General features: G+C 72.8%; 12 protein-coding genes. 7 read left to right on the top strand and 5 right to left on the bottom strand.

Annotated features, from left to right (window positions below):
- Positions 1-143: 143 nt before the first annotated feature.
- Positions 144-335, bottom strand: coding sequence for a hypothetical protein (locus ACFVST_RS15610; protein ID WP_390151140.1), 192 nt, complete (start codon positions 333-335; stop codon positions 144-146).
- Between the two features lie 251 nt (positions 336-586).
- On the opposite strand from ACFVST_RS15610, the gene ACFVST_RS15605 reads away from it, so the two are divergent.
- From ACFVST_RS15605 to ACFVST_RS15575, 7 genes are all read left to right on the top strand, one after another.
- Positions 587-994 (top strand): rodlin, encoded by a 408-nt coding sequence (locus ACFVST_RS15605; RefSeq protein ID WP_390151137.1) that lies wholly within the window; start codon positions 587-589, stop codon positions 992-994.
- Between the two features lie 352 nt (positions 995-1,346).
- Complete coding sequence (locus ACFVST_RS15600; protein WP_390151134.1) at positions 1,347-2,027, top strand: hypothetical protein; 681 nt, start codon at positions 1,347-1,349, stop codon at positions 2,025-2,027.
- A gap of 66 nt (positions 2,028-2,093) precedes the next feature.
- Positions 2,094-4,265, top strand: coding sequence for an SPFH domain-containing protein (locus tag ACFVST_RS15595; protein ID WP_390151131.1), 2,172 nt, complete (start codon positions 2,094-2,096; stop codon positions 4,263-4,265).
- Positions 4,265-9,220: a DNA repair ATPase gene (locus ACFVST_RS15590; RefSeq protein WP_390151128.1), complete on the top strand. Its 4,956-nt coding sequence runs from the start codon at positions 4,265-4,267 to the stop codon at positions 9,218-9,220. Before ACFVST_RS15595 ends, ACFVST_RS15590 begins: the two co-directional genes overlap by 1 nt.
- 74 nt (positions 9,221-9,294) lie before the next feature.
- The gene (locus ACFVST_RS15585; RefSeq protein ID WP_390151125.1) at positions 9,295-10,359 is read left to right on the top strand and encodes a PucR family transcriptional regulator; all 1,065 of its coding nucleotides are present in this window, start codon (positions 9,295-9,297) and stop codon (positions 10,357-10,359) included.
- Between the two features lie 145 nt (positions 10,360-10,504).
- Positions 10,505-12,319 carry a prolyl oligopeptidase family serine peptidase gene (locus tag ACFVST_RS15580; protein ID WP_390151122.1) on the top strand — a complete coding sequence of 605 codons (1,815 nt, stop codon included), beginning with the start codon at positions 10,505-10,507 and terminating at the stop codon, positions 12,317-12,319.
- A gap of 81 nt (positions 12,320-12,400) precedes the next feature.
- Positions 12,401-13,282, top strand: coding sequence for an SURF1 family protein (locus ACFVST_RS15575; protein WP_390151119.1), 882 nt, complete (start codon positions 12,401-12,403; stop codon positions 13,280-13,282).
- Between the two features lie 77 nt (positions 13,283-13,359).
- Here ACFVST_RS15575 and ACFVST_RS15570 read toward each other — a convergent pair whose 3' ends face one another.
- The 4 genes from ACFVST_RS15570 to ACFVST_RS15555 all read right to left on the bottom strand — a co-directional run bounded on the left by ACFVST_RS15570 (position 13,360) and on the right by ACFVST_RS15555 (position 17,912).
- Positions 13,360-14,496: a hypothetical protein gene (locus tag ACFVST_RS15570; RefSeq protein ID WP_390151116.1), complete on the bottom strand. Its 1,137-nt coding sequence runs from the start codon at positions 14,494-14,496 to the stop codon at positions 13,360-13,362.
- Positions 14,493-15,068 carry a SigE family RNA polymerase sigma factor gene (locus ACFVST_RS15565; RefSeq protein WP_390151152.1) on the bottom strand — a complete coding sequence of 192 codons (576 nt, stop codon included), beginning with the start codon at positions 15,066-15,068 and terminating at the stop codon, positions 14,493-14,495. The genes ACFVST_RS15570 and ACFVST_RS15565 overlap by 4 nt, the downstream gene beginning before the upstream one ends.
- Before the next feature lie 483 nt (positions 15,069-15,551).
- Complete coding sequence (locus ACFVST_RS15560; protein ID WP_390151113.1) at positions 15,552-16,610, bottom strand: aspartate-semialdehyde dehydrogenase; 1,059 nt, start codon at positions 16,608-16,610, stop codon at positions 15,552-15,554.
- Positions 16,611-16,640: 30 nt separating this feature from the next.
- Complete coding sequence (locus ACFVST_RS15555; RefSeq protein ID WP_390151110.1) at positions 16,641-17,912, bottom strand: aspartate kinase; 1,272 nt, start codon at positions 17,910-17,912, stop codon at positions 16,641-16,643.
- Positions 17,913-17,927: the final 15 nt, after the last annotated feature.

The raw sequence follows: 17,927 nt of genomic DNA, 5'->3' as shown, positions 1-17,927 counted from the left end.
GGATGTGGTTCACCAGCTGGATCTGAGGCATGGCGCTCGCGGCGGCCCGGCGCCCGTCTGTGTGCGTCAACAAAGCCGGTCAACCACGCAAGGCAACCAAGTAGGTCAACAAGACAGGTCAACAGAACAGGTCAACAAGCCTGTCAGCGGGGCCAGATGTCGCGGTTGACGATGGCGTTCCACTCCGGGTCGGGGCGGCCCGGGAGGGTGCGGCCGGTACGGCGCCAGGACGCCAGTACGGCGGCGTAGAGCGGTTCCGGGTCCGGGTCGTCGGGTGCGCGGCGGGTCACCGGAATGTAGCCCTGCCGCTTCCAGTCGCCTCTGCTCTCAGCCATTGGGCCCTCGTTGTCGTCGGGTCGCCGTGGGTCGCCGTGCCGCCCCCGGCCGGTCCAACGCGGGCTGCCGGCCGCCGGCATGAAGGTCTCACCGAATCCGCACCGAAAGAGGTAACCGGCCGTCAGCACGGCACGGGCGTTGCTCCGAACGGGTCATGACCCGGCGCCAGCCCGCAACCAACCGGCGACCGGCTAGTTGCCCAGCACGCAGCTCCACGCACACGGAGCGCGCAATCGAAGGGACAGAACCAATGAAGAAGCTGTGGGCAGCCGCGGCTGTCGCCGCCTCCGTCGCCGGTGTCACGGCGGCGGCCGCTCCTCAGGCCCTCGCCGTCGGCAACGACCACGGCACCACCTCGCTCAGCGGCAACGGTGCGGAGCAGGCGTACGGCAACTCCAGCACGCACGGCGACATGAGCCCCCAGCTCTCGCTGGTCCAGGGCTCGCTGAACAAGCCGTGTGTCGGTCTGCCGGCGAAGGTCAACGCCGGGTCGCTGGTCGGCCTGGTGCCGGTCACCGTCCAGGACATCAACGTGCTGTCCTCGCCGCAGAACCAGCAGTGCACCGAGAACTCCACCCAGGCCAAGGGCGACGAGCCGCTCTCGCACATCCTGGACGACATCCCGGTCCTGTCTGCGAACGGTGTGGCCAACCACTGAGCCGTCCGTCCGGTACCGCGGGCCCTCCGGGCCGCGGGTAGCCGGGAAGGGGCTGACCGCCCGGCCGGTCAGCCCCTTCGTCATGTCCGGACCCGGTCCGCGATACCGCGCGTCCCAGCCGGTCGTTTGGTTGCAGCGCTTTCCGGCACCAAGTGCGGGTAGAGACTGCCGGGTTCCGGCAGTGCGCGGCGGCCTTTGTCCGGTCCATGATGGGTCTCGCAGAAACGGGGGAGCAGCCCCGATGCCGGATCGCGGAAACGCAACACCCGCGATCCGGCCCGGGGCGCGGTGCGGCACCGGGGCGGCCTGCCGGGACGGCGGGGCCGGCTCCGGCCGGGAACGGGGGAACGGGATGGCCGAGTTCACACAGGCAGCGCTCGGCTTTCCCGCCGCACTGTTCACCGCCGCCCTCGTCGTGGTGGTCGCCTTCTGGCTGCTGGTCCTCTTCGGTGTCGCGGAGCACGACTCGTTCGACTCCGATGTGGATGTGCACGCCACCGAGGCGCTGGGGATGGGCGGGGTGCCCGTCACCGTCTGGGTGTCGCTGAGCACCGCTCTCGCCTGGTTCGCCTCGCTGACCGGCTCCGTGCTGCTGGACCGTTCCGGCACCGGGCCGCTCACCCACTTCCTCCTCGATCTGGCCGTGCTGGCCGGGTCGTTGATCGCCGCCTGGGCGGTGACCCGCCTGCTGGTGCGGCCGCTGCGCCACCTCTTCCCGGACGAACCGGGCCCCTCGCGCGCCGACTTCGTCGGTTCCTCCTGCGTGATCCGCACCGGCCGGGTGGACGCCGCCTTCGGCCAGGCCGAGGTCACCGCGTCCGACGGCTCCAGCGCCCTGGTCCAGGTCCGCCAGACCGGCGGCGAGCCCCTCGGCATGGGCAGTACCGGCCTCCTCTACGAGTACGACGCGGAGGGCGAGTTCTTCTGGGTGGCGGCGCCGCCCCCGGGACTCGACGAGCTGCCCGAGGCCGCTTCCGGCGGGCTTCCCGATCCGGGGGCCGGGCCGGACGGACCGAGTACCAACGCTGCTTGAGCAGTACCAGCAGTACCCCTTTGTGCCCGGCTGTTGGGTCCGGGCCGAGCAGAAGGACTTCTTCGTATGAATGCCATCACTCTGGGTCTGGCTGTGCTGATAGCCGTGATCCTGCTTGTCGCCGTGGGTGTCGTTCTGATCGTCGGCCGCCTGTTCCGCAAGGTGGAGCAGGGCCGGGCGCTGATCGTGTCCAAGATGCGCAAGGTCGATGTGACCTTCACCGGGCAGGTGGTGCTGCCCGTGCTGCACAAGGCCGAGGTGATGGACATCTCGGTGAAGACGATCGACATCGCGCGCACCGGCCGCGACGGGCTGATCTGCGGGGACAACATCCGCGCCGACATCCGCATCACGTTCTTCGTCCGGGTCAACAAGACCGTGGAGGACGTCATCAAGGTCGCGCAGGCCATCGGCACCGAGCGGGCCAGCGACCAGAAGACCCTCCAGGAACTCTTCAACGCGAAGTTCTCCGAGGCGCTGAAGACCGTCGGCAAGCACCTCGACTTCGCCGACCTCTACACCAAGCGGGACGAGTTCCGCGACCGCATCATCCAGGTCATCGGCACCGATCTGAACGGCTACAGCCTGGAGGACGCGGCCATCGACTACCTGGAGCAGACGCCGCTGGCGCAGCTCGACTCCGGGAACATCCTGGACGCCCAGGGCATCCGCAAGATCACCGAGCTGACCGCCATCGAGCACGTCCGCACCAACGAGTTCCAGCGCGGCGAGGAGAAGGAGATCACCCGGCAGAACGTCGACGCCCGGGAGGCCATCCTGGAGCTGGAGCGGCGGCAGGCCGACGCGGAGATCAAGCAGCGGCGCGAGATCGAGACCGTGCGGGCCCGCGAGGAGGCCGAGACGGCGCGTGTGGTGGAGGAGGAGCGGCTGCGTGCGCAGGCCGCGTTCCTGCGTACCGAGGAGCAGCTCGGGGTGCAGCGGGAGAACCAGACGCGCGAGGTCGAGGTCGCGGCGAAGAACCGGGAGCGGGTCATCGCGATCGAGAACGAGCGGATCGAGAAGGACCGGATGCTGGAGGTCATCGCCCGCGACCGGGAGACGGAGCTGAGCCGGATCGCCGCGCAGAAGGAGGTCGAGGGCGAGCGCCGGGACATCGCCGAGGTGATCCGGGAGCGCGTCGCGGTGGACCGTACGGTCGCCGAGCAGGAGGAGTCGATCAAGAAGCTGCGGGCGGTCGAGGAGGCCGAGCGGGACCGGCAGACCGTGATCATCGCCGCGGAGGCGCAGGCGCAGGAGCAGTTGGTCAAGGACATCAAGGCGGCGGAGGCCGCGGAGCAGGCCGCCGCGCACCGGGCGACCGAGCAACTCACCATGGCCGAGGCGCAGTTGAAGAAGGCCGATCTGGAGGCGCGGTCCAAGCTGCGGCTCGCGGAGGGTGTGCAGGCGGAGGCCGCCGCGGAGGGCCTGGCGCGGGTGCAGGTCCGCGACAAGGAGGCCGCGGTCATCGAGAAGGCGGGCCGCGCGGAGGCCGTGGCGACCGAGGCGAAGCTGCTGGCGGAGGCCGAGGGCGCGAAGGCGAAGGCGATCGCGGAAGCCGCCGCGATCGGCGAGAAGCTGGCCGCGGAGGCCGGCGGTATCCACAAGAAGGCGGCGGCGATGGCGGCGCTGGACGAGGCGTCCCGCGGCCACGAGGAGTTCCGGCTGCGCCTCCAGGCGGAGAAGGACATCCGGATCGCCGGGCTCGAAGTGCAGCAGAAGGTGGCGGAGGCGCAGGCCTCGGTGGTGGCGACCGGCCTGGAGGGCGCGGACATCAGCATCGTGGGCGGCGAGTCCGTCTTCTTCGACCGGCTGATGTCGTCGGTGTCGATGGGCCGCGGTGTGGACGCCTTTGTGAACGGTTCGCAGACGGTGCGGCAGCTCGCCGGGCCGTGGCTGGACGGTTCGGCGTCCTTCACCGAGGACCTGACGCGGGTGCTCAGCTCGTTCTCCACCGGTGATGTACGGAATCTGACCGTCTCGGCGCTGCTGACGCAGTTGATGCGGGGCGGCGGGGACCAGGCCGGGCCGCTGCGTGAACTGCTGGACAAGGCAGGGCAGTTGGGCCTGGCGGACATGCCGCTGGCGGAGCTGGGCGGCGTCCTGGACTCGGCCGCGGCCGGCACCTCGGGCACCCTGGGCACCCCGGGCACCCCGGGCACCGAGGCCGCCGTGGCTCCCGCCACCGGTGGCACCGCGGTCACCGGCCGGGCGAACGGCTCGCCGGAGGGCGGCCGCTGATGGTCGCCACGCCCGCCGCACCCGAGTCGTCCGCCGCGCCCGGCGCCGTCGACACCGCCGCCCCCGCGGCCGCTCCCGACCTCGGCACCTACGAGGTGCTGCGGGACCGGCTCGCCGGGCAGGCCGCGGAGCTGGCACGGCGGGCGGAGGCCCTGGACGCCCGCCGGGTCGAGGAGTTCGGCTCGACCCGGCTGGCGCTGGCCGCCACCGAGCAACTGGCCACCACCACACCCAGCGTGGCCCGTTCGGTGACCGCCCTGGGCGAGGTGCTGCTCGCCGGGTACGAGCCGCGTACCGCGGACGGCGCCTCGCCCAAGGTGGCCGAGGTGTTCGTACTGCACGACCGCGAGTTGGCGCCGCTGCCCGAGGACACGGTGCCCGGATTGCTCGACGACCCGGCCTTCCGCCGGGAGTTCGCGGAGCTGTTCCGCTACTTCCGGGGGGCGCGGCTGCTGGAACTGCGCCAGTCCGAGGGCAGGTTGCTGGCGGTGTTCCGCACCGGGGAGAGCGCCGAGGACCTGCGGGTGCTGCGCTGGTCCTGCCCGGTGGACGGGCCGGTCCGCTTCCTGGACGCGCGCGGCGACCGGGACCGGGTGACGCCGCCCCCGCACGACGTGGAGTGGCTGGAGGCGACCCGCGAGGACCAGCGCCTGGGCCGGCACCCCCATCTGCGGGTCACCGACGGGGTGTTCGTGTCGACGGTCGGCGGCGCGCTCACCGTGAAGACCGAGGACGACACGGAGACCCCCGACGGCATCCACAGCGAGCCGGTGGACGAGCCGTTGCAGGCACTGGCCGACGCGGAGGTGGCGCACGCCTCGGTCGGGCCGCTGGTGCTGCTGCGGGTGCGGCCGTACAAGGAGGAGCGGGCGCGGTATCTGGTGGTGGACACCGTGCGTGCCACCGTGACCAGGATGGACGGCATCGGGCAGGGCTGCCGGCGGCTGCCCGACGGGCAGGGCGTGGTCTTCCCCGGCGGCTGCCATCTGACCACCGGCGGCCCCCGCACCTTCGACACCGACACCACCGGCCTCGGCTACGACCGCACGGTGACCTCCCCCAACGGCGAGGACCTGCTGTACGTCTTCCACGCCGCCGCCGAGGGCCGCACCCTGCTCCAGCCGTACAACACGATCCGCCGGCAGGCCGCGGCGCCGCTGGTGTGCCACGGGTACGCGCTGCACGAGGACGGCACACTGCTGGTGCTGCGCGGCGGGGGCGAGCCGGGGCGGGTGCATCCGGTGCAGCGCTGGACCTCGCCCTTCACCTCCGACACCTGGGCGGCGTCCCGGCCCGCCGGGCAGGGCCCGCTGGCCCGGATCGGCAACGCGGACCTGGTGCGCGCCCTGTCGGACTGCCTGGCGGTGGCGCGGGCCGTGGAGTCCGCCACCGCGGGCGGCCCGTCCGCCGCGACCGCCGCCGGGTACGCCGAGCTGGACTCCGAGTGCACCCGCGCCCTGGACGCCCACCACTGGCTGGGCGACGACACGGTGGGCGATCTGCGCGGCCCCCTGGAGCAGGTGCGGGACACGGCCCGGCAGACGGTGGCCGAGTTCGAGACGGTACGGGCGCTGACCCGGCGGGCCGCGGAGTCGGTGGCCGCCAGCGAGAGCGAGATCGCCTCCCTGGTGCGGCGGGTGCGGGGCGAGGCCCCGGCGAGCGCCGGCGAGTGGGTCGACCGGCTCTCCGCACTCCGCGAGGCCGGCGGCCGCCTCCTCACCCTGAAGGACCTCCGCTACGCCGACACCGACCGGATCGACGCGCTGGCCGCCTCGCTGGACCAGGACACCGCGGACGCCGGACGGCGCGCGGTCGGCTTCCTGGCCGGTGCGGACGCCTTCGACGCACCGCACGAGGAGGTGGCGCGGCTCGCGGAGCAGGCCGCGGCGGCGGAGACCGTCGCCGACACCGGGCCGCTCGCCGCGCGCCTGGACGAGCTGACCGCCCAACTGGGCACCGTGGCCGAGGTGGTGACCGGTCTGGACACCGGGGACGCCACGGTGCGTACCGGGATCCTGGAGCGGATCGCCGAGGTGCTGGGCGGGGTCAACCGGGCGCGGGCCGTACTGGACGCGCGCCGTGGGGAGTTGAGCGGCAGCGAGGGGCGGGCCGAGTTCGCCGCCGAGACCTCGCTGCTGGGGCAGGCCGTCACCGGTGCGCTGGCTGGGGCCGGCACCCCGGAGCAGTGCGATGAGCAACTCGCCCTGCTGCTGGTGCGGTTGGAGAATCTTCAGGCCCGTTTCTCGGAGTCGGACGCGCTGCTGGCGGAGCTGGACGAGCGGCGGGAGGAGATCCACGAGGCGTTCGCGTCCCGCAAGCAGACCCTGCTCGACGCCCGCGCCCGGCAGGCCGACCGGCTGGCCCGCTCCGCGGACCGGGTCCTGGCCACCGTCGGGCGCCGGGTGCGGCGGCTGGCGTCCGCCGAGGAGATCGGCACCTTCTTCGCCTCCGACCCGCTGACCGCCCGCATCCGCGCGACCTGCGCCGAACTCGCCGAGCTGGGCGAACCGGCCCGCGCCGCGGAGCTGGCCGGCCGTCTCGACGCCGCCCGCCAGGAGGCGGCCCGCTCGGTACGCGACCGCGGCGAGCTGTACGCCGCGGACGGCTCGGTGCGCCTCGGGCGCCACCAATTCGCCGTCAACACACAGCCGTTGGACCTGACCCTGGTGCCGGGCCCGGACGGCGAGGCGCCCTGCTTCGCGCTCACCGGCACCGACTACCGGGCCCCGGTGACCGGCGAGGAGTTCGCCACGACCCGCGCCTACTGGGAGCAGACGCTGCCCTCGGAGACCGCGGAGGTCTACCGGGCCGAGCATCTGGCGGCGAAGCTGCTGGCCGAGCACGGCGCGGACCGGCTCGCGGACGAGGACCTGGACCTGTCCGCCCTGGTACGGCGGGCCGCCGAGGAGGCCTACGACGAGGGCTACCAGCGGGGCGTGCACGACCGGGACGCCGAGCTGCTGCTGCGGGCCCTGGTACGGCTGCACGCGGCGGCCGGGCTGCTGCGGTTCTCCGCCCGGGACCGGGCCGCCGCCCAACTCCTGTGGGCGCACGGCGAGATACCGAGGGACGCGCTCGCCCGGCGGGCCCGTTCGCTGGCCGGTGCCCGTGCGGCGTTCGGCGCCGCGGGCGGCATCGAGGAGCTGCGCGGTGAACTCGCTTCCCACATCGGGGAGTTCGTCTCCGGCCGACTGCCCGGCCCGCTCTGGGCGGACACCGATCCGGACTCCGCCGCCCACTACCTCTTCGAGGAACTCGCCCTGAAACAGGAGGGGTTCGCCGCCGGAGCCGCGGCCCGTGAACTGCTGCGGGACTACCGCGCCTCGGTCGGCGAAGGCGGCTACGCCCAGGAGCTGGCCGGTCTCGAATCCCTCGCCGAACAGGCCCAGTTGGTGGAGTCCTGGCTCGCCGCGGGCGCCGCGGCGAACGGCACCCCGGCCTCCGCGGACGACCTGGCGGAGGCCGTGGCGACCGAACTCGCCCCGGAGTTGACCCGCTACGCCGTGGACGCACCCCTCACCGAAGAGGTCACCGGCCTCCTCGGCACCCACCCGCGGATCAGCGGCGGCACCCTCACGGTGCGGCTGGACGAGTTCCTGGCCCGCACCCGCCGCCACCGCACCCGGGTCCTGCCCGGCTTCCGCGACTACCAGAAGCTGCGCTCCCGGCTCATCACCGCGGAACGCGAGCGGATCGGCCTGGACGCGCTGCGGCCCTCGGTACACGCCGGCTTCGTCCGCAACCGGCTGGTGGACGAGGTGTATCTGCCGCTCGTCGGCGACAGCCTCGCCGCCCAGTTCGGCACCGCGGGCGGCCTCCTCCTGCTGGTCTCCCCGCCCGGCTACGGCAAGACGACGCTGATGGAGTACGTGGCGGACCGCCTCGGCCTGGTCCTGGTCAAGGTCGACGGTCCGGCCCTCGGCAACCGCACCACCTCCCTGGACCCGGCCACCGCCCCCGACGCGGCGGCACGCCGCGAACTGGAACGCGTCAACTTCGCCTTCGAGGCCGGCGGCAACGTCCTGCTGTACCTCGACGACATCCAGCACACCTCGCCCGAACTCCTCCAGCGTTTCATCCCGCTCTGCGACGGCCAGCGCCGGATCGACGGGGTGTGGGAGGGCCGCCCGCGCCGCTACGACCTGCGTGGCAAGCGCTTCGCCGTGTGCATGGCGGGCAACCCGTACACCGAGGACCAGGGCCGCTTCAAGATCCCCGACATGCTCGCCAACCGGGCCGCCGTCTGGGACCTCGGCGAAGTCCTCGGTTCCAAACAGGACGCGTTCGCCCTGAGCTTCGTGGAGAACGCGCTCACCGCCCACCCGGTACTGGCGCCGCTCGCCGGGCGGGAGCGGGCCGACCTGGAACTGCTGCTGCGGATCGCCCGGGAGGAGCCCGGCGCCCGCGCCGACCGGCTCGCCGTCCCCCTCGACGGCGCCGAACTCACCCGCACCACAAGGACGTTGAGGCATCTGCTGGCCGCCCGGGACACCGTGCTCCGGGTCAACTCGGCCTATATCGCGTCCGCCGGGCAGAGCGACGGCGCCCGCACCGAACCCCCGTTCCTGCTCCAGGGCTCCTACCGCGACCTGAACCGCATCGCCGCCCGCATCGACCCCGTCATGGAGGAGGCCGAACTCGACGCCCTCATCAGGGACCACTACACCGCCGAGGCCCGCACCCTCACCTCCGGCGCCGAGGCCAACCTGCTCAAACTCGCCGAGCTGTGCGGCACCCTCACCCCCGCCCAGGCCGCCCGCTGGGACGAACTGCGCGCCGCCCATGTCCGCGTCCGCGACCTCGGCGGCGACGAACAGGACCCGCTGGCCCGCGCGGTCGGCGCGCTCGGACTGCTCGCCGACCGGGTGGCCGCCGTGGAACGCGCCATCGACCGCGCGGCGGGCCCGCACCACCCGCACGACCGGTCCCAGCCCAGGCACGCGAACCGCCCGTGAGATGCCCCCAACCCTCCCGATGGGTTACAACTCTCTACACGGGGGCGGCAACCGGGCACAGCGGGGGGACACAGGTGGCGGGTCAGGACATACCCGAGCAGTACCTCGACGGGTACGGCCCGATGCTCGCCGAGATCGCCGCCACCGGCCGCCGCCTCACCCGGGACGAACTCCAGCGGCGCCGGGACCTGGGCGAACAGGCCGCCGAAGCCGGTTTCGGACTGCGCGCCCTGGTCTCCGCGCACCTCTCCGCGATCCGCGCGCACTGGCCGCCCGGCGCCGGTCCCGGCGACGTGGGCCACATCCTGGCCGCGGTCGAGCAGGCCGTGGACGCCGTCGCCGAGGGCTATGAGCGGGCCCAGCTCATCGCGGTCCGCCAAGAGGAGGCGGCCCGCCGCGAGTTCATCGACGACCTGCTCTTCGGCCGCAGCGACCTGGGGCGGCTCGCGGAACGCGCCGAACGCTTCGGGATGCGGCTCTCACTGGAGCACGCCGTCGCCGTCGCCGAGGGCACCACCGGCTACACCGAGGGCGACTCGGTGCCCCGCCAGGTCGAGCAGGCCCTCATCGCCCGCTTCGGCGACCGCCGCATACTCCTCACCACCAAGGACGGCCGCCTGGTCTGCGTCGCCCCCGGCGGCAGCCCCGAGGTCCTCACCTACTTCGCCAAGCACGCCTACGCGGGCACCGACGGCGGCCGGGTCGCCGTGGGCCGCCCCCAGCAGGGCCCCGGCGGCGTGGTGCACTCCTACGAGGAGGCGCTGAGCGTGCTGGACCTGGCCCGCCGCCTGGAACTGACCGACCCGGTACTGCACGCCCGCGAACTGCTGGTCTACCCCGTCCTCACCCGGGACCGGCAGGCCATGGCCGAACTGGTGCTGGCCACCCTGGGACCGCTCGCCGACGCCCGCGGCGGGGCGGGCCCCATGCTGGAGACGCTGCGCGCCTACTTCGACTCCGGCTGCGTGGCGGCGGAGGCCGCCCGCCGACTGTCCCTGAGCGTACGGGCCCTGACCTACCGGCTGGCCAGGATCCACACCCTCACCGGCGCCGACCCCACCGACCCCGGTGACCGCTACACCCTCCAGACCGCGGTCATCGGCGCCCGCTTCCTGAACTGGCCGACCCGGGAACTCTAACCACGGGATCCGGGGTGCGCTCCGGTTGTCCACAGGCCGGGGTCTGCGGTGTGATTTACCCGCGGCCGACGGTCCGCGGCGGGAGTTGTCCACAGGTTGGGGGCCGTCCTCCCACGAGGCCATCCGGTCCGTGCACTATGGGGCCATGACTGAGAACAACGCGAGCAACGCACCGGACACCATGCCGGACTGGGAGCAGCGCTTCCGCGCCCCGCGGGTGTCGCTGCCGGACTGGGCGCAGGACGCACCCGACCGGTCGCTGTTCGTGTCCAACGCCTCCGGCACCTACGAGCTGTACGCCTGGGACCGCGCCACCGGCGAGCAGCGCCAGGTCACGGACCGGCCGAACGGCACCACGGACGGCGTGCTCTCCCCCGACGGCGCGTGGATCTGGTGGTTCGACGACAAGGACGGCGACGAGTTCGGCATCTGGCGCCGCCGCCCCTTCGAAGGCGGCGGCAAGGCGGGGGACGGTGACGAGCCCGCGGTGCCCGGCCTCGATCCGTCCTATCCGGCCGGGCTCGCCATCGGCCGGGACGGCACCCTGGTCGTCGGCCGCTCCACCGACGAGGACGGCTCCACCGTGCATGTGGTGCGGGACGGCGGCGCCCCCGCGGAGATCTACCGGCACCGCGAGTCCGCCGGAGTCGGCGACCTCTCGCACGACGGCTCCCTCATCGTGATCGAGCACACCGAGCACGGCGACGCGATGCACTCCGCACTCCGCGTGGTACGCCCCGACGGCAGCACCGTCGCCGAGCTGGACGACTCCGAGGGCGGCACGGTCGAACTCGGCCTGAGCGCCCTGGGGTTCGCCCCCGTCGAAGGCGACACCCGGCTCCTGGTGGGGCACCAGCGCCGCGGCCGCTGGGAGCCCATGATCTGGGACGTGGCCACCGGCGAGCAGCAGGACCTGGCGATCGACCTGCCGGGCGACGTCTCCGCCGACTGGTATCCGGACGGCTCCGGGCTGCTGGTGGCGCACAGCTTCGAAGCCCGCAGCGAGCTCTGGCGCTACGACGTCGCCGGGCGCACCGCGAAGCGCGTCGACACCCCGGCGGGCACCGTCTCCGGCGCCACCGCCCGGCCCGACGGCACCGTGGAGTACCTGTGGTCCTCCGCCGCCGAGCCGCCCGTGGTGCGCTCCACCACCGGCGAAGTGGTGCTGGACCCGCCGGGCCGCAAGGCCCCCGCCTCGGTGCCGGTGCAGGACGTGTGGGTGGAGGGGCCCGGCGGCCGGATCCACGCCCTGGTGCAGCGGCCCGCCGGCGGCACCGGCCCGCTGCCCACCGTCTTCGACATCCACGGCGGCCCCACCTGGCACGACAGCGACTCCTTCGCGGCGGGCCCGGCGGCCTGGGTGGACCACGGCTTCGCCGTCGTCCGGGTCAACTACCGCGGCTCCACCGGATACGGCCGGGCCTGGACGGACGCCCTCAAGCACCGGGTCGGCCTGATCGAGCTGGAGGACATCGCCGCGGTCCGCGAGTGGGCCGTGACCTCGGGCCTCGCCGACCCGGAGCGGCTGGTGCTCACCGGCGGCTCCTGGGGCGGCTACCTGACCCTCCTCGGCGTGGGCAGCCAGCCTTCCGCCTGGACGGTGGGCGTCGCGGCGGTCCCCGTCGCGGACTATGTGACGGCCTACCACGACGAGATGGAAGCCCTGAAGGCCCTGGACCGCACCCTCCTCGGCGGCACCCCCGAGGAGGTCCCGGAGCGCTTCGAGGCGTCCTCACCGCTGACCTACGTGGACGCGGTGAAGGCCCCGGTGTACATCTCGGCGGGCGTCAACGACCCGCGCTGCCCCATCCGCCAGATCGACAACTACGTCGCCCGCCTCGCCGCCCGGGACGCCGTGCACGAGGTCTACCGCTATGACGCGGGCCACGGCTCCCTGGTGGTGGACGAACGGATCAAGCAGGTACGGCAGGAGGTGGAGTTCGCGCTGCGCCACATCTGACGGCGGACCGGTCGGGGGCGGGTGCGCCGGAGGCCGCCCCCGAGGCCGGGCGGTGGGCGCGCGCCCCGTACCTTGGTGGGTGTGTACCGGTTCCTCCTGACCCCCCGCTGGTGGGGAATCAACGTCTTCGTCGTCCTGGCGATCCCGTTCTGCGTCTTCATGGGTTCCTGGCAGCTCGGCCGGTTCGAGGACCGCGTACAGGGTCATGAGTCCGCCCAGCGGGACTCCGCCGGGGCGCATCAGGAGGCGGCGCGACCGCTGGCCTCGCTGTTGCCGGTGAGCCAGGACACCGCGGGCCGCCGCACCACCGCCACCGGCCGCTACGACCGCCAGTTGCTGGTCCCGCACCGCAGCCTCGACGACCGGCAGGGCTTCTATGTACTGGGACTGCTGAAGACGGTGGACGGCCGGGCGCTACCCGTGGTGCGGGGCTGGCTGCCGGGCCGTGCGGACCGGGCCGCGGTACCGGAGGCGCCGTCCGGCGAGGTCACCGTGACCGGTGCGCTCCAGGCCTCGGAGTCGGCCGGCGCGAACGGCGTGACCGCGGTCGGCGGCCTCCCCGAAGGCCAGGTCGGCATGATCAGCGCCGCGTCCCTGGTGAACCTGGTCCCGTACCGGGTGTACGACGCCTGGGTCACGCTCGACCCGGCGGACCGCGGGCTGACGGCGGTACCGGCGACGGCGCCGCAGGGCAGCGGCCTCGATCTGAAGGCCTTCCAGAATCTGGGCTACACCGGCGAGTGGTTCGTCTTCGCGGGCTTTGTGGTCTTCATGTGGTTCCGGCTGCTGCGACGGGAGGCGGAGGCGGTCCGCGACGCCGAACTCGGCCTGCTGCCGGGCCCGGAGACGGCACCGGACGCGGACCGGCACCGGCCGCCGCGGAACGCCAGGACCCGGCCGAGGTCGGCTGAGACCAGGACCGGGTCCGGCACCGGCCGCAGCCGGGAGGGTCAGCGGCCTTGAGCATCAAGCGCCTTGACGATCAAGGGCGTTGAGGGGCAAGGGCGCCAAGGGGCAGAGGCCCTGAAGGGCACTGAAGGTCAGGAGCCCTGGAGGATGCCCGTCCGGTAGAGGGTGCCGGCGCAGGCGTCGGGGATGGTGGCCTCCGCGGCGGGCGAGCCCGGCTCCGCGGTGTGCGCCACGGTGACACTGCCGCCGGACGACGGCTCCACCCGGTTGGTCTGGGTGTCCACCCCGCTCTGGTCGCCACCGCCACCGCCGCCGGCCCCCTCGGAGGGCGTCGGATCGGGACTGGGTCCCGCACTGCCGCCGTCGCCGCCGCCATCTCCGCCACTGCCACCGCCGTCGGCGGTACAGGTCGCCGACGGTACCCAGGCGAAGCGCACCTCGTACGTCTGGCCGGGCCGCAGGACCAGCGGGGACTGCTCCGCGGAGGGTGCGGGCAGGCCGGTCGCGGCGTCGCCGGCGGTGTGGTCCACCACGGAGATCCGGGTGGCGTCCGCCGTACCGAGGGCGGCGGCGCTGACACTGCCGGGCCCGTCCACGGTGCAGTTGCCGAGGGAGATGTTGGAGACGCGGAACGACCCGTAGACCCGGCCCGAGGCGTCGGGGGTGCCGACGCTCGCCACCTGGTTGCCCAACTCCGCGGCGCCGCAACTGGGCGAGCTGGCCGCCATGGTGCTCGACGGGCCGGGCCCTCTGCTGGCGCCGCCTCCGCCGGACTCCTTGCCGTCGGAGGTGCCGTGCTTCCGCTTGTCGTCCGGGTTCTTGCTCCGCTGGGCGTCGTGCGACTGCCCGGGGGAGACATAGCCGTTGCCGGGGCCCTTGCCCTGGCCGGTGCCGCCGTGCGCGTCCTCACCGTGACCGGCGACCGAGGTGCGGTCCCGGTCGGAGCCGCCCGAGCGGGAGACATGGACGACGGCGGGCGCCGCGGTGCCCAACAGGACCGTGGCGGCGGCCAGTCCGACGAGTGCCTGCCGGCGGCGGGCGCGCCGGGCGGGCACGGCCTGCAGCAGGTGGTCGAGGGCGTCCTCGCTCGGCTGCACCTCGGCCACCGACTGCTGGAGCAGCCGGCGCAGCGCCTGCTCGTCGGCGGGCGGTTCGGAGTCCGCTGGCCCGGTGGGCGGCGCGGACCGGTCACCGTTCACCGCGCTCCGGAACGGCTGCGGCCGGTCCTCGCGGCGCCCCTCGGGGCCGGTGTTCTCGGGCCCGTTCATACCGGGGCCTCCATGGCTATACGCAGTGCGGCGATCCCGCGGGAGCCGTACGCCTTGACGGAGCCCAGCGATATACCGAGGGCCTCGGCGACCTGGGCCTCCGTCATATCGGCGAAGTACCGCAGCACCAGCACCTCGCGCTGGCGGCGCTGGAGGCCGCGCATGGCGCGGATCAGCGCGTCGCGCTCCAGTTGCTCGTAGGCGCCTTCCTCGGCGCTCGCCATGTCGGGCATCGGCTTGGAGAGCAGCTTCAGCCCGAGGATGCGGCGGCGCAGCGCGGAGCGGGAGAGGTTCACCACGGTCTGGCGCAGATAGGCCAGGGTCTTCTCCGGGTCCCGCACCCGCTTGCGCGCGGAGTGGACCCGGATGAACGCCTCCTGGACGACGTCCTCGCAGGAGGCGGTGTCGTCCAGCAGCAGGGCCGCCAGTCCGAGCAGGGAGCGGTAGTGCGCGCGGTAGGTCTCGGTCAGGTGGTCGACTGTGGTGCCCGCGGCCATCGTCTCGTCAGCGCCCTCGCGTGCCGAGGGGATGGTCCCGGGCCGGGCGGCGGGTGCGGGCGCGATCACCGGCATTCCGCCGGACACCCGGGCCCGGCCGGGCGGACGGCGAAGGGCCGCGGCGCCGCCGACTGCTGTGAATTGGAGTACCTCTGCCACGCTGGTTTGACACTCTTCCCTCCGTCAGGGTTGTACGTGACGGCGGATCGGTGTGCGCCGGGTGGCCCGGAGATGCAGGGCACCGCTTTTGACGGTGTGTCAATGGCTGCCATCCATACCAGCTCTTCCCCTATGCCCGTTTTCCACCGGCGGGTTGACGCCCGGCGCGCCGTCCGCCACTACCGGGTGAGGGCGTAGACGCGCTCCGCCGCGTGGACGGTTCCACGAGCGGGAAAGGAAATCTTCGGCTGTGCACGGGGGTCGGCACAAGCGATCCGGGTCACAAACCCGCACATAAAAATCACATGGATCCTACAGGCGGGGCCTGCGGCCACCGAGCCCGGTGCCCTCGCCCGGAATCACCGTCTCCGGCAGGCCGTCCTGGGAACGGACCCCGGTTCAGGCGCCGGTGAACTCCGCCGCCACCAACTCCGCGATCTGCACCGCGTTGAGAGCCGCGCCCTTGCGCAGATTGTCGCCGCAGACGAAGAGTTCCAGCGCGCTCGGGTCGTCCAGGCTGCGGCGTACCCGGCCCACCCAGGTCGGATCGGTGCCCACCACGTCGGCCGGGGTGGGGAACTCACCGGCCGCCGGATTGTCGAAGAGGACGACCCCCGGCGCGGTGGCGATGATCTCCCGCGCCCGGTCCACCGTGACCTCGTTCTCGAAACGGGCGTGCACGGTGAGGGAGTGGGTGGTGACGACCGGCACCCGCACGCAGGTCGCGGCCACCGGCAGCCGCGGCAGGCCGAGGATCTTGCGCGACTCGTCCCGTACCTTCATCTCCTCCGAGGACCAGCCGTCCTCGCAGAGCGACCCGGACCAGGGCACCACATTGAGCGCGACCGGCTCCGCGAAGGGGCCGGTGTCGTCGCCGACGGCGCGGCGCACATCGCCGGGGCTGGTGCCGAGTTCGGTACCGGCGACCAGCGAGAGCTGCCGGCGCAGCGCCTCCACCCCGGCCGGCCCGGCGTCGCTGACCGCCTGGTACGAGGAGACGACGAGCTCCCGCAGCCCGAACTCGGCGTGCAGGGCGCCCACCGCGACGATCATCGACAGGGTGGTGCAGTTCGGGTTGGCGACGATGCCGCGCGGGCGGACCCGGGCCGCGTGCGGATTGACCTCCGGCACCACCAGGGGCACTTCGGGGTCCAGCCGGAAGGCGGCCGAGTTGTCCACCACGACCGCGCCGCGCGCCACGGCGACCGGCGCCCACTCGGCGGCGACCTCCTCGGGGACGTCGAAGACCGCGATGTCGACCCCGTCGAAGACCTCCTCCGACAGCGCCACCACCTCGGTCTCCTCGCCGCGCACGGTCAGCTTGCGGCCGGCCGAGCGCGGGGAGGCGACCAGTCTGATCTCGCCCCAGATGTCCGCGTGTTGGGACAGGATCCGGAGCATGACCGAACCGACCGCCCCGGTCGCTCCCACGACCGCGAGCGCCGGCCGGCCGGTCATCGTCCGGTACCCCTCATCACACGGGCTCCCCTACCGTCCGGTGCCCCCGTAGACCACGGCCTCGTCCGAGTCGGAGTCCAGGCCGAACGCGGTGTGCACGGCGCGCACCGCCTCGTTGACGTCATCGGCGCGGGTGACCACCGAGATGCGGATCTCGGAGGTCGAGATCAGCTCGATGTTGACGCCCGCGTCGCTGAGCGCCTCGAAGAAGGTGGCGGTGACACCCGGGTTGGTCTTCATCCCGGCGCCGACGAGGGAGATCTTGCCGATCTGGTCGTCGTAGCGCAGCGAGTGGAAACCGACCTGCGAGCGGGTGCGCTCCAGGGCGTCGATGGCCTTGCGGCCCTCCGTCTTGGGGAGGGTGAAGGAGATGTCGGTGAGACCGGTGGACGCGGCCGAGACGTTCTGCACGACCATGTCGATGTTGATCTCGGCATTGGCGATGGCCCGGAAGATCGAGGCGGCCTCCCCCGGCTTGTCCGGTACGCCGACGACCGTGACCTTGGCCTCGGAGGTGTCGTGGGCGACGCCCGAGATGATGGCCTGCTCCACCTTCTGATCCCCTTGCGGTTCGTTGCTGACCCAGGTCCCGCGCAGCCCCGAGAAGGAGGACCGCACATGGATCGGGATGTTGTACCGGCGGGCGTACTCCACGCAACGGTGGAGCAGCACCTTGGACCCGGAGCTGGCCAGCTCCAGCATGTCCTCGAACGAGATCCAGTCGATCTTCCGCGCCTTGGGGACGACCCGGGGGTCGGCCGTGAAGACGCCGTCGACGTCGGTGTAGATCTCGCAGACGTCCGCGTTCAGCGCGGCGGCCAGGGCCACCGCGGTGGTGTCGGAGCCGCCGCGGCCCAGGGTGGTGATGTCCTTCTTGTCCTGGGACACCCCCTGGAACCCGGCCACGATGGCGATGTTGCCCTCGTCGATCGAGGTCTGGATCCGGCCCGGTGTGACGTCGATGATCCGCGCTTTGTTGTGGACCGAGTCGGTGATCACGCCGGCCTGGCTGCCGGTGAACGACTGGGCCTCATGGCCCAGGTTCTTGATCGCCATCGCCAGCAGGGCCATGGAGATCCGCTCCCCGGCGGTCAGCAGCATGTCGAACTCCCGCCCGGCAGGCATCGGGGATACCTCCGCGGCGAGATCGATCAGCTCGTCCGTCGTGTCGCCCATCGCGGAGACCACGGCAACCACCTGGTTGCCGTTCTTCTTGGCTTCCACGATCCGCTTGGCGACGCGCTTGATGCCTTCGGCATCGGCTACGGAGGAACCTCCGTACTTCTGCACGACAAGGCCCACGTGCGCTCCTCGCTC

The sequence above is a fragment of the Streptomyces sp. NPDC058045 genome, from assembly GCF_042885635.1.
Taxonomy (GTDB): Bacteria; Actinomycetota; Actinomycetes; order Streptomycetales; family Streptomycetaceae; genus Streptomyces.
Note: the sequence above shows the minus strand (reverse complement) of the source record. Positions and strands in the feature narration are given on the sequence as shown.

Coding starts and splice junctions, on each gene's coding strand:
- ACFVST_RS15600 (WP_390151134.1), top strand. CDS start 1,347: ATGGCCGAGTTCACACAGGCAGCGCTCGGCTTTCCCGCCGCACTGTTC.
- ACFVST_RS15580 (WP_390151122.1), top strand. CDS start 10,505: ATGACTGAGAACAACGCGAGCAACGCACCGGACACCATGCCGGACTGG.
- ACFVST_RS15590 (WP_390151128.1), top strand. CDS start 4,265: ATGGTCGCCACGCCCGCCGCACCCGAGTCGTCCGCCGCGCCCGGCGCC.
- ACFVST_RS15570 (WP_390151116.1), bottom strand. CDS start 14,496: ATGAACGGGCCCGAGAACACCGGCCCCGAGGGGCGCCGCGAGGACCGG.
- ACFVST_RS15595 (WP_390151131.1), top strand. CDS start 2,094: ATGAATGCCATCACTCTGGGTCTGGCTGTGCTGATAGCCGTGATCCTG.
- ACFVST_RS15605 (WP_390151137.1), top strand. CDS start 587: ATGAAGAAGCTGTGGGCAGCCGCGGCTGTCGCCGCCTCCGTCGCCGGT.
- ACFVST_RS15610 (WP_390151140.1), bottom strand. CDS start 335: ATGGCTGAGAGCAGAGGCGACTGGAAGCGGCAGGGCTACATTCCGGTG.
- ACFVST_RS15560 (WP_390151113.1), bottom strand. CDS start 16,610: ATGACCGGCCGGCCGGCGCTCGCGGTCGTGGGAGCGACCGGGGCGGTC.
- ACFVST_RS15565 (WP_390151152.1), bottom strand. CDS start 15,068: ATGCCGGTGATCGCGCCCGCACCCGCCGCCCGGCCCGGGACCATCCCC.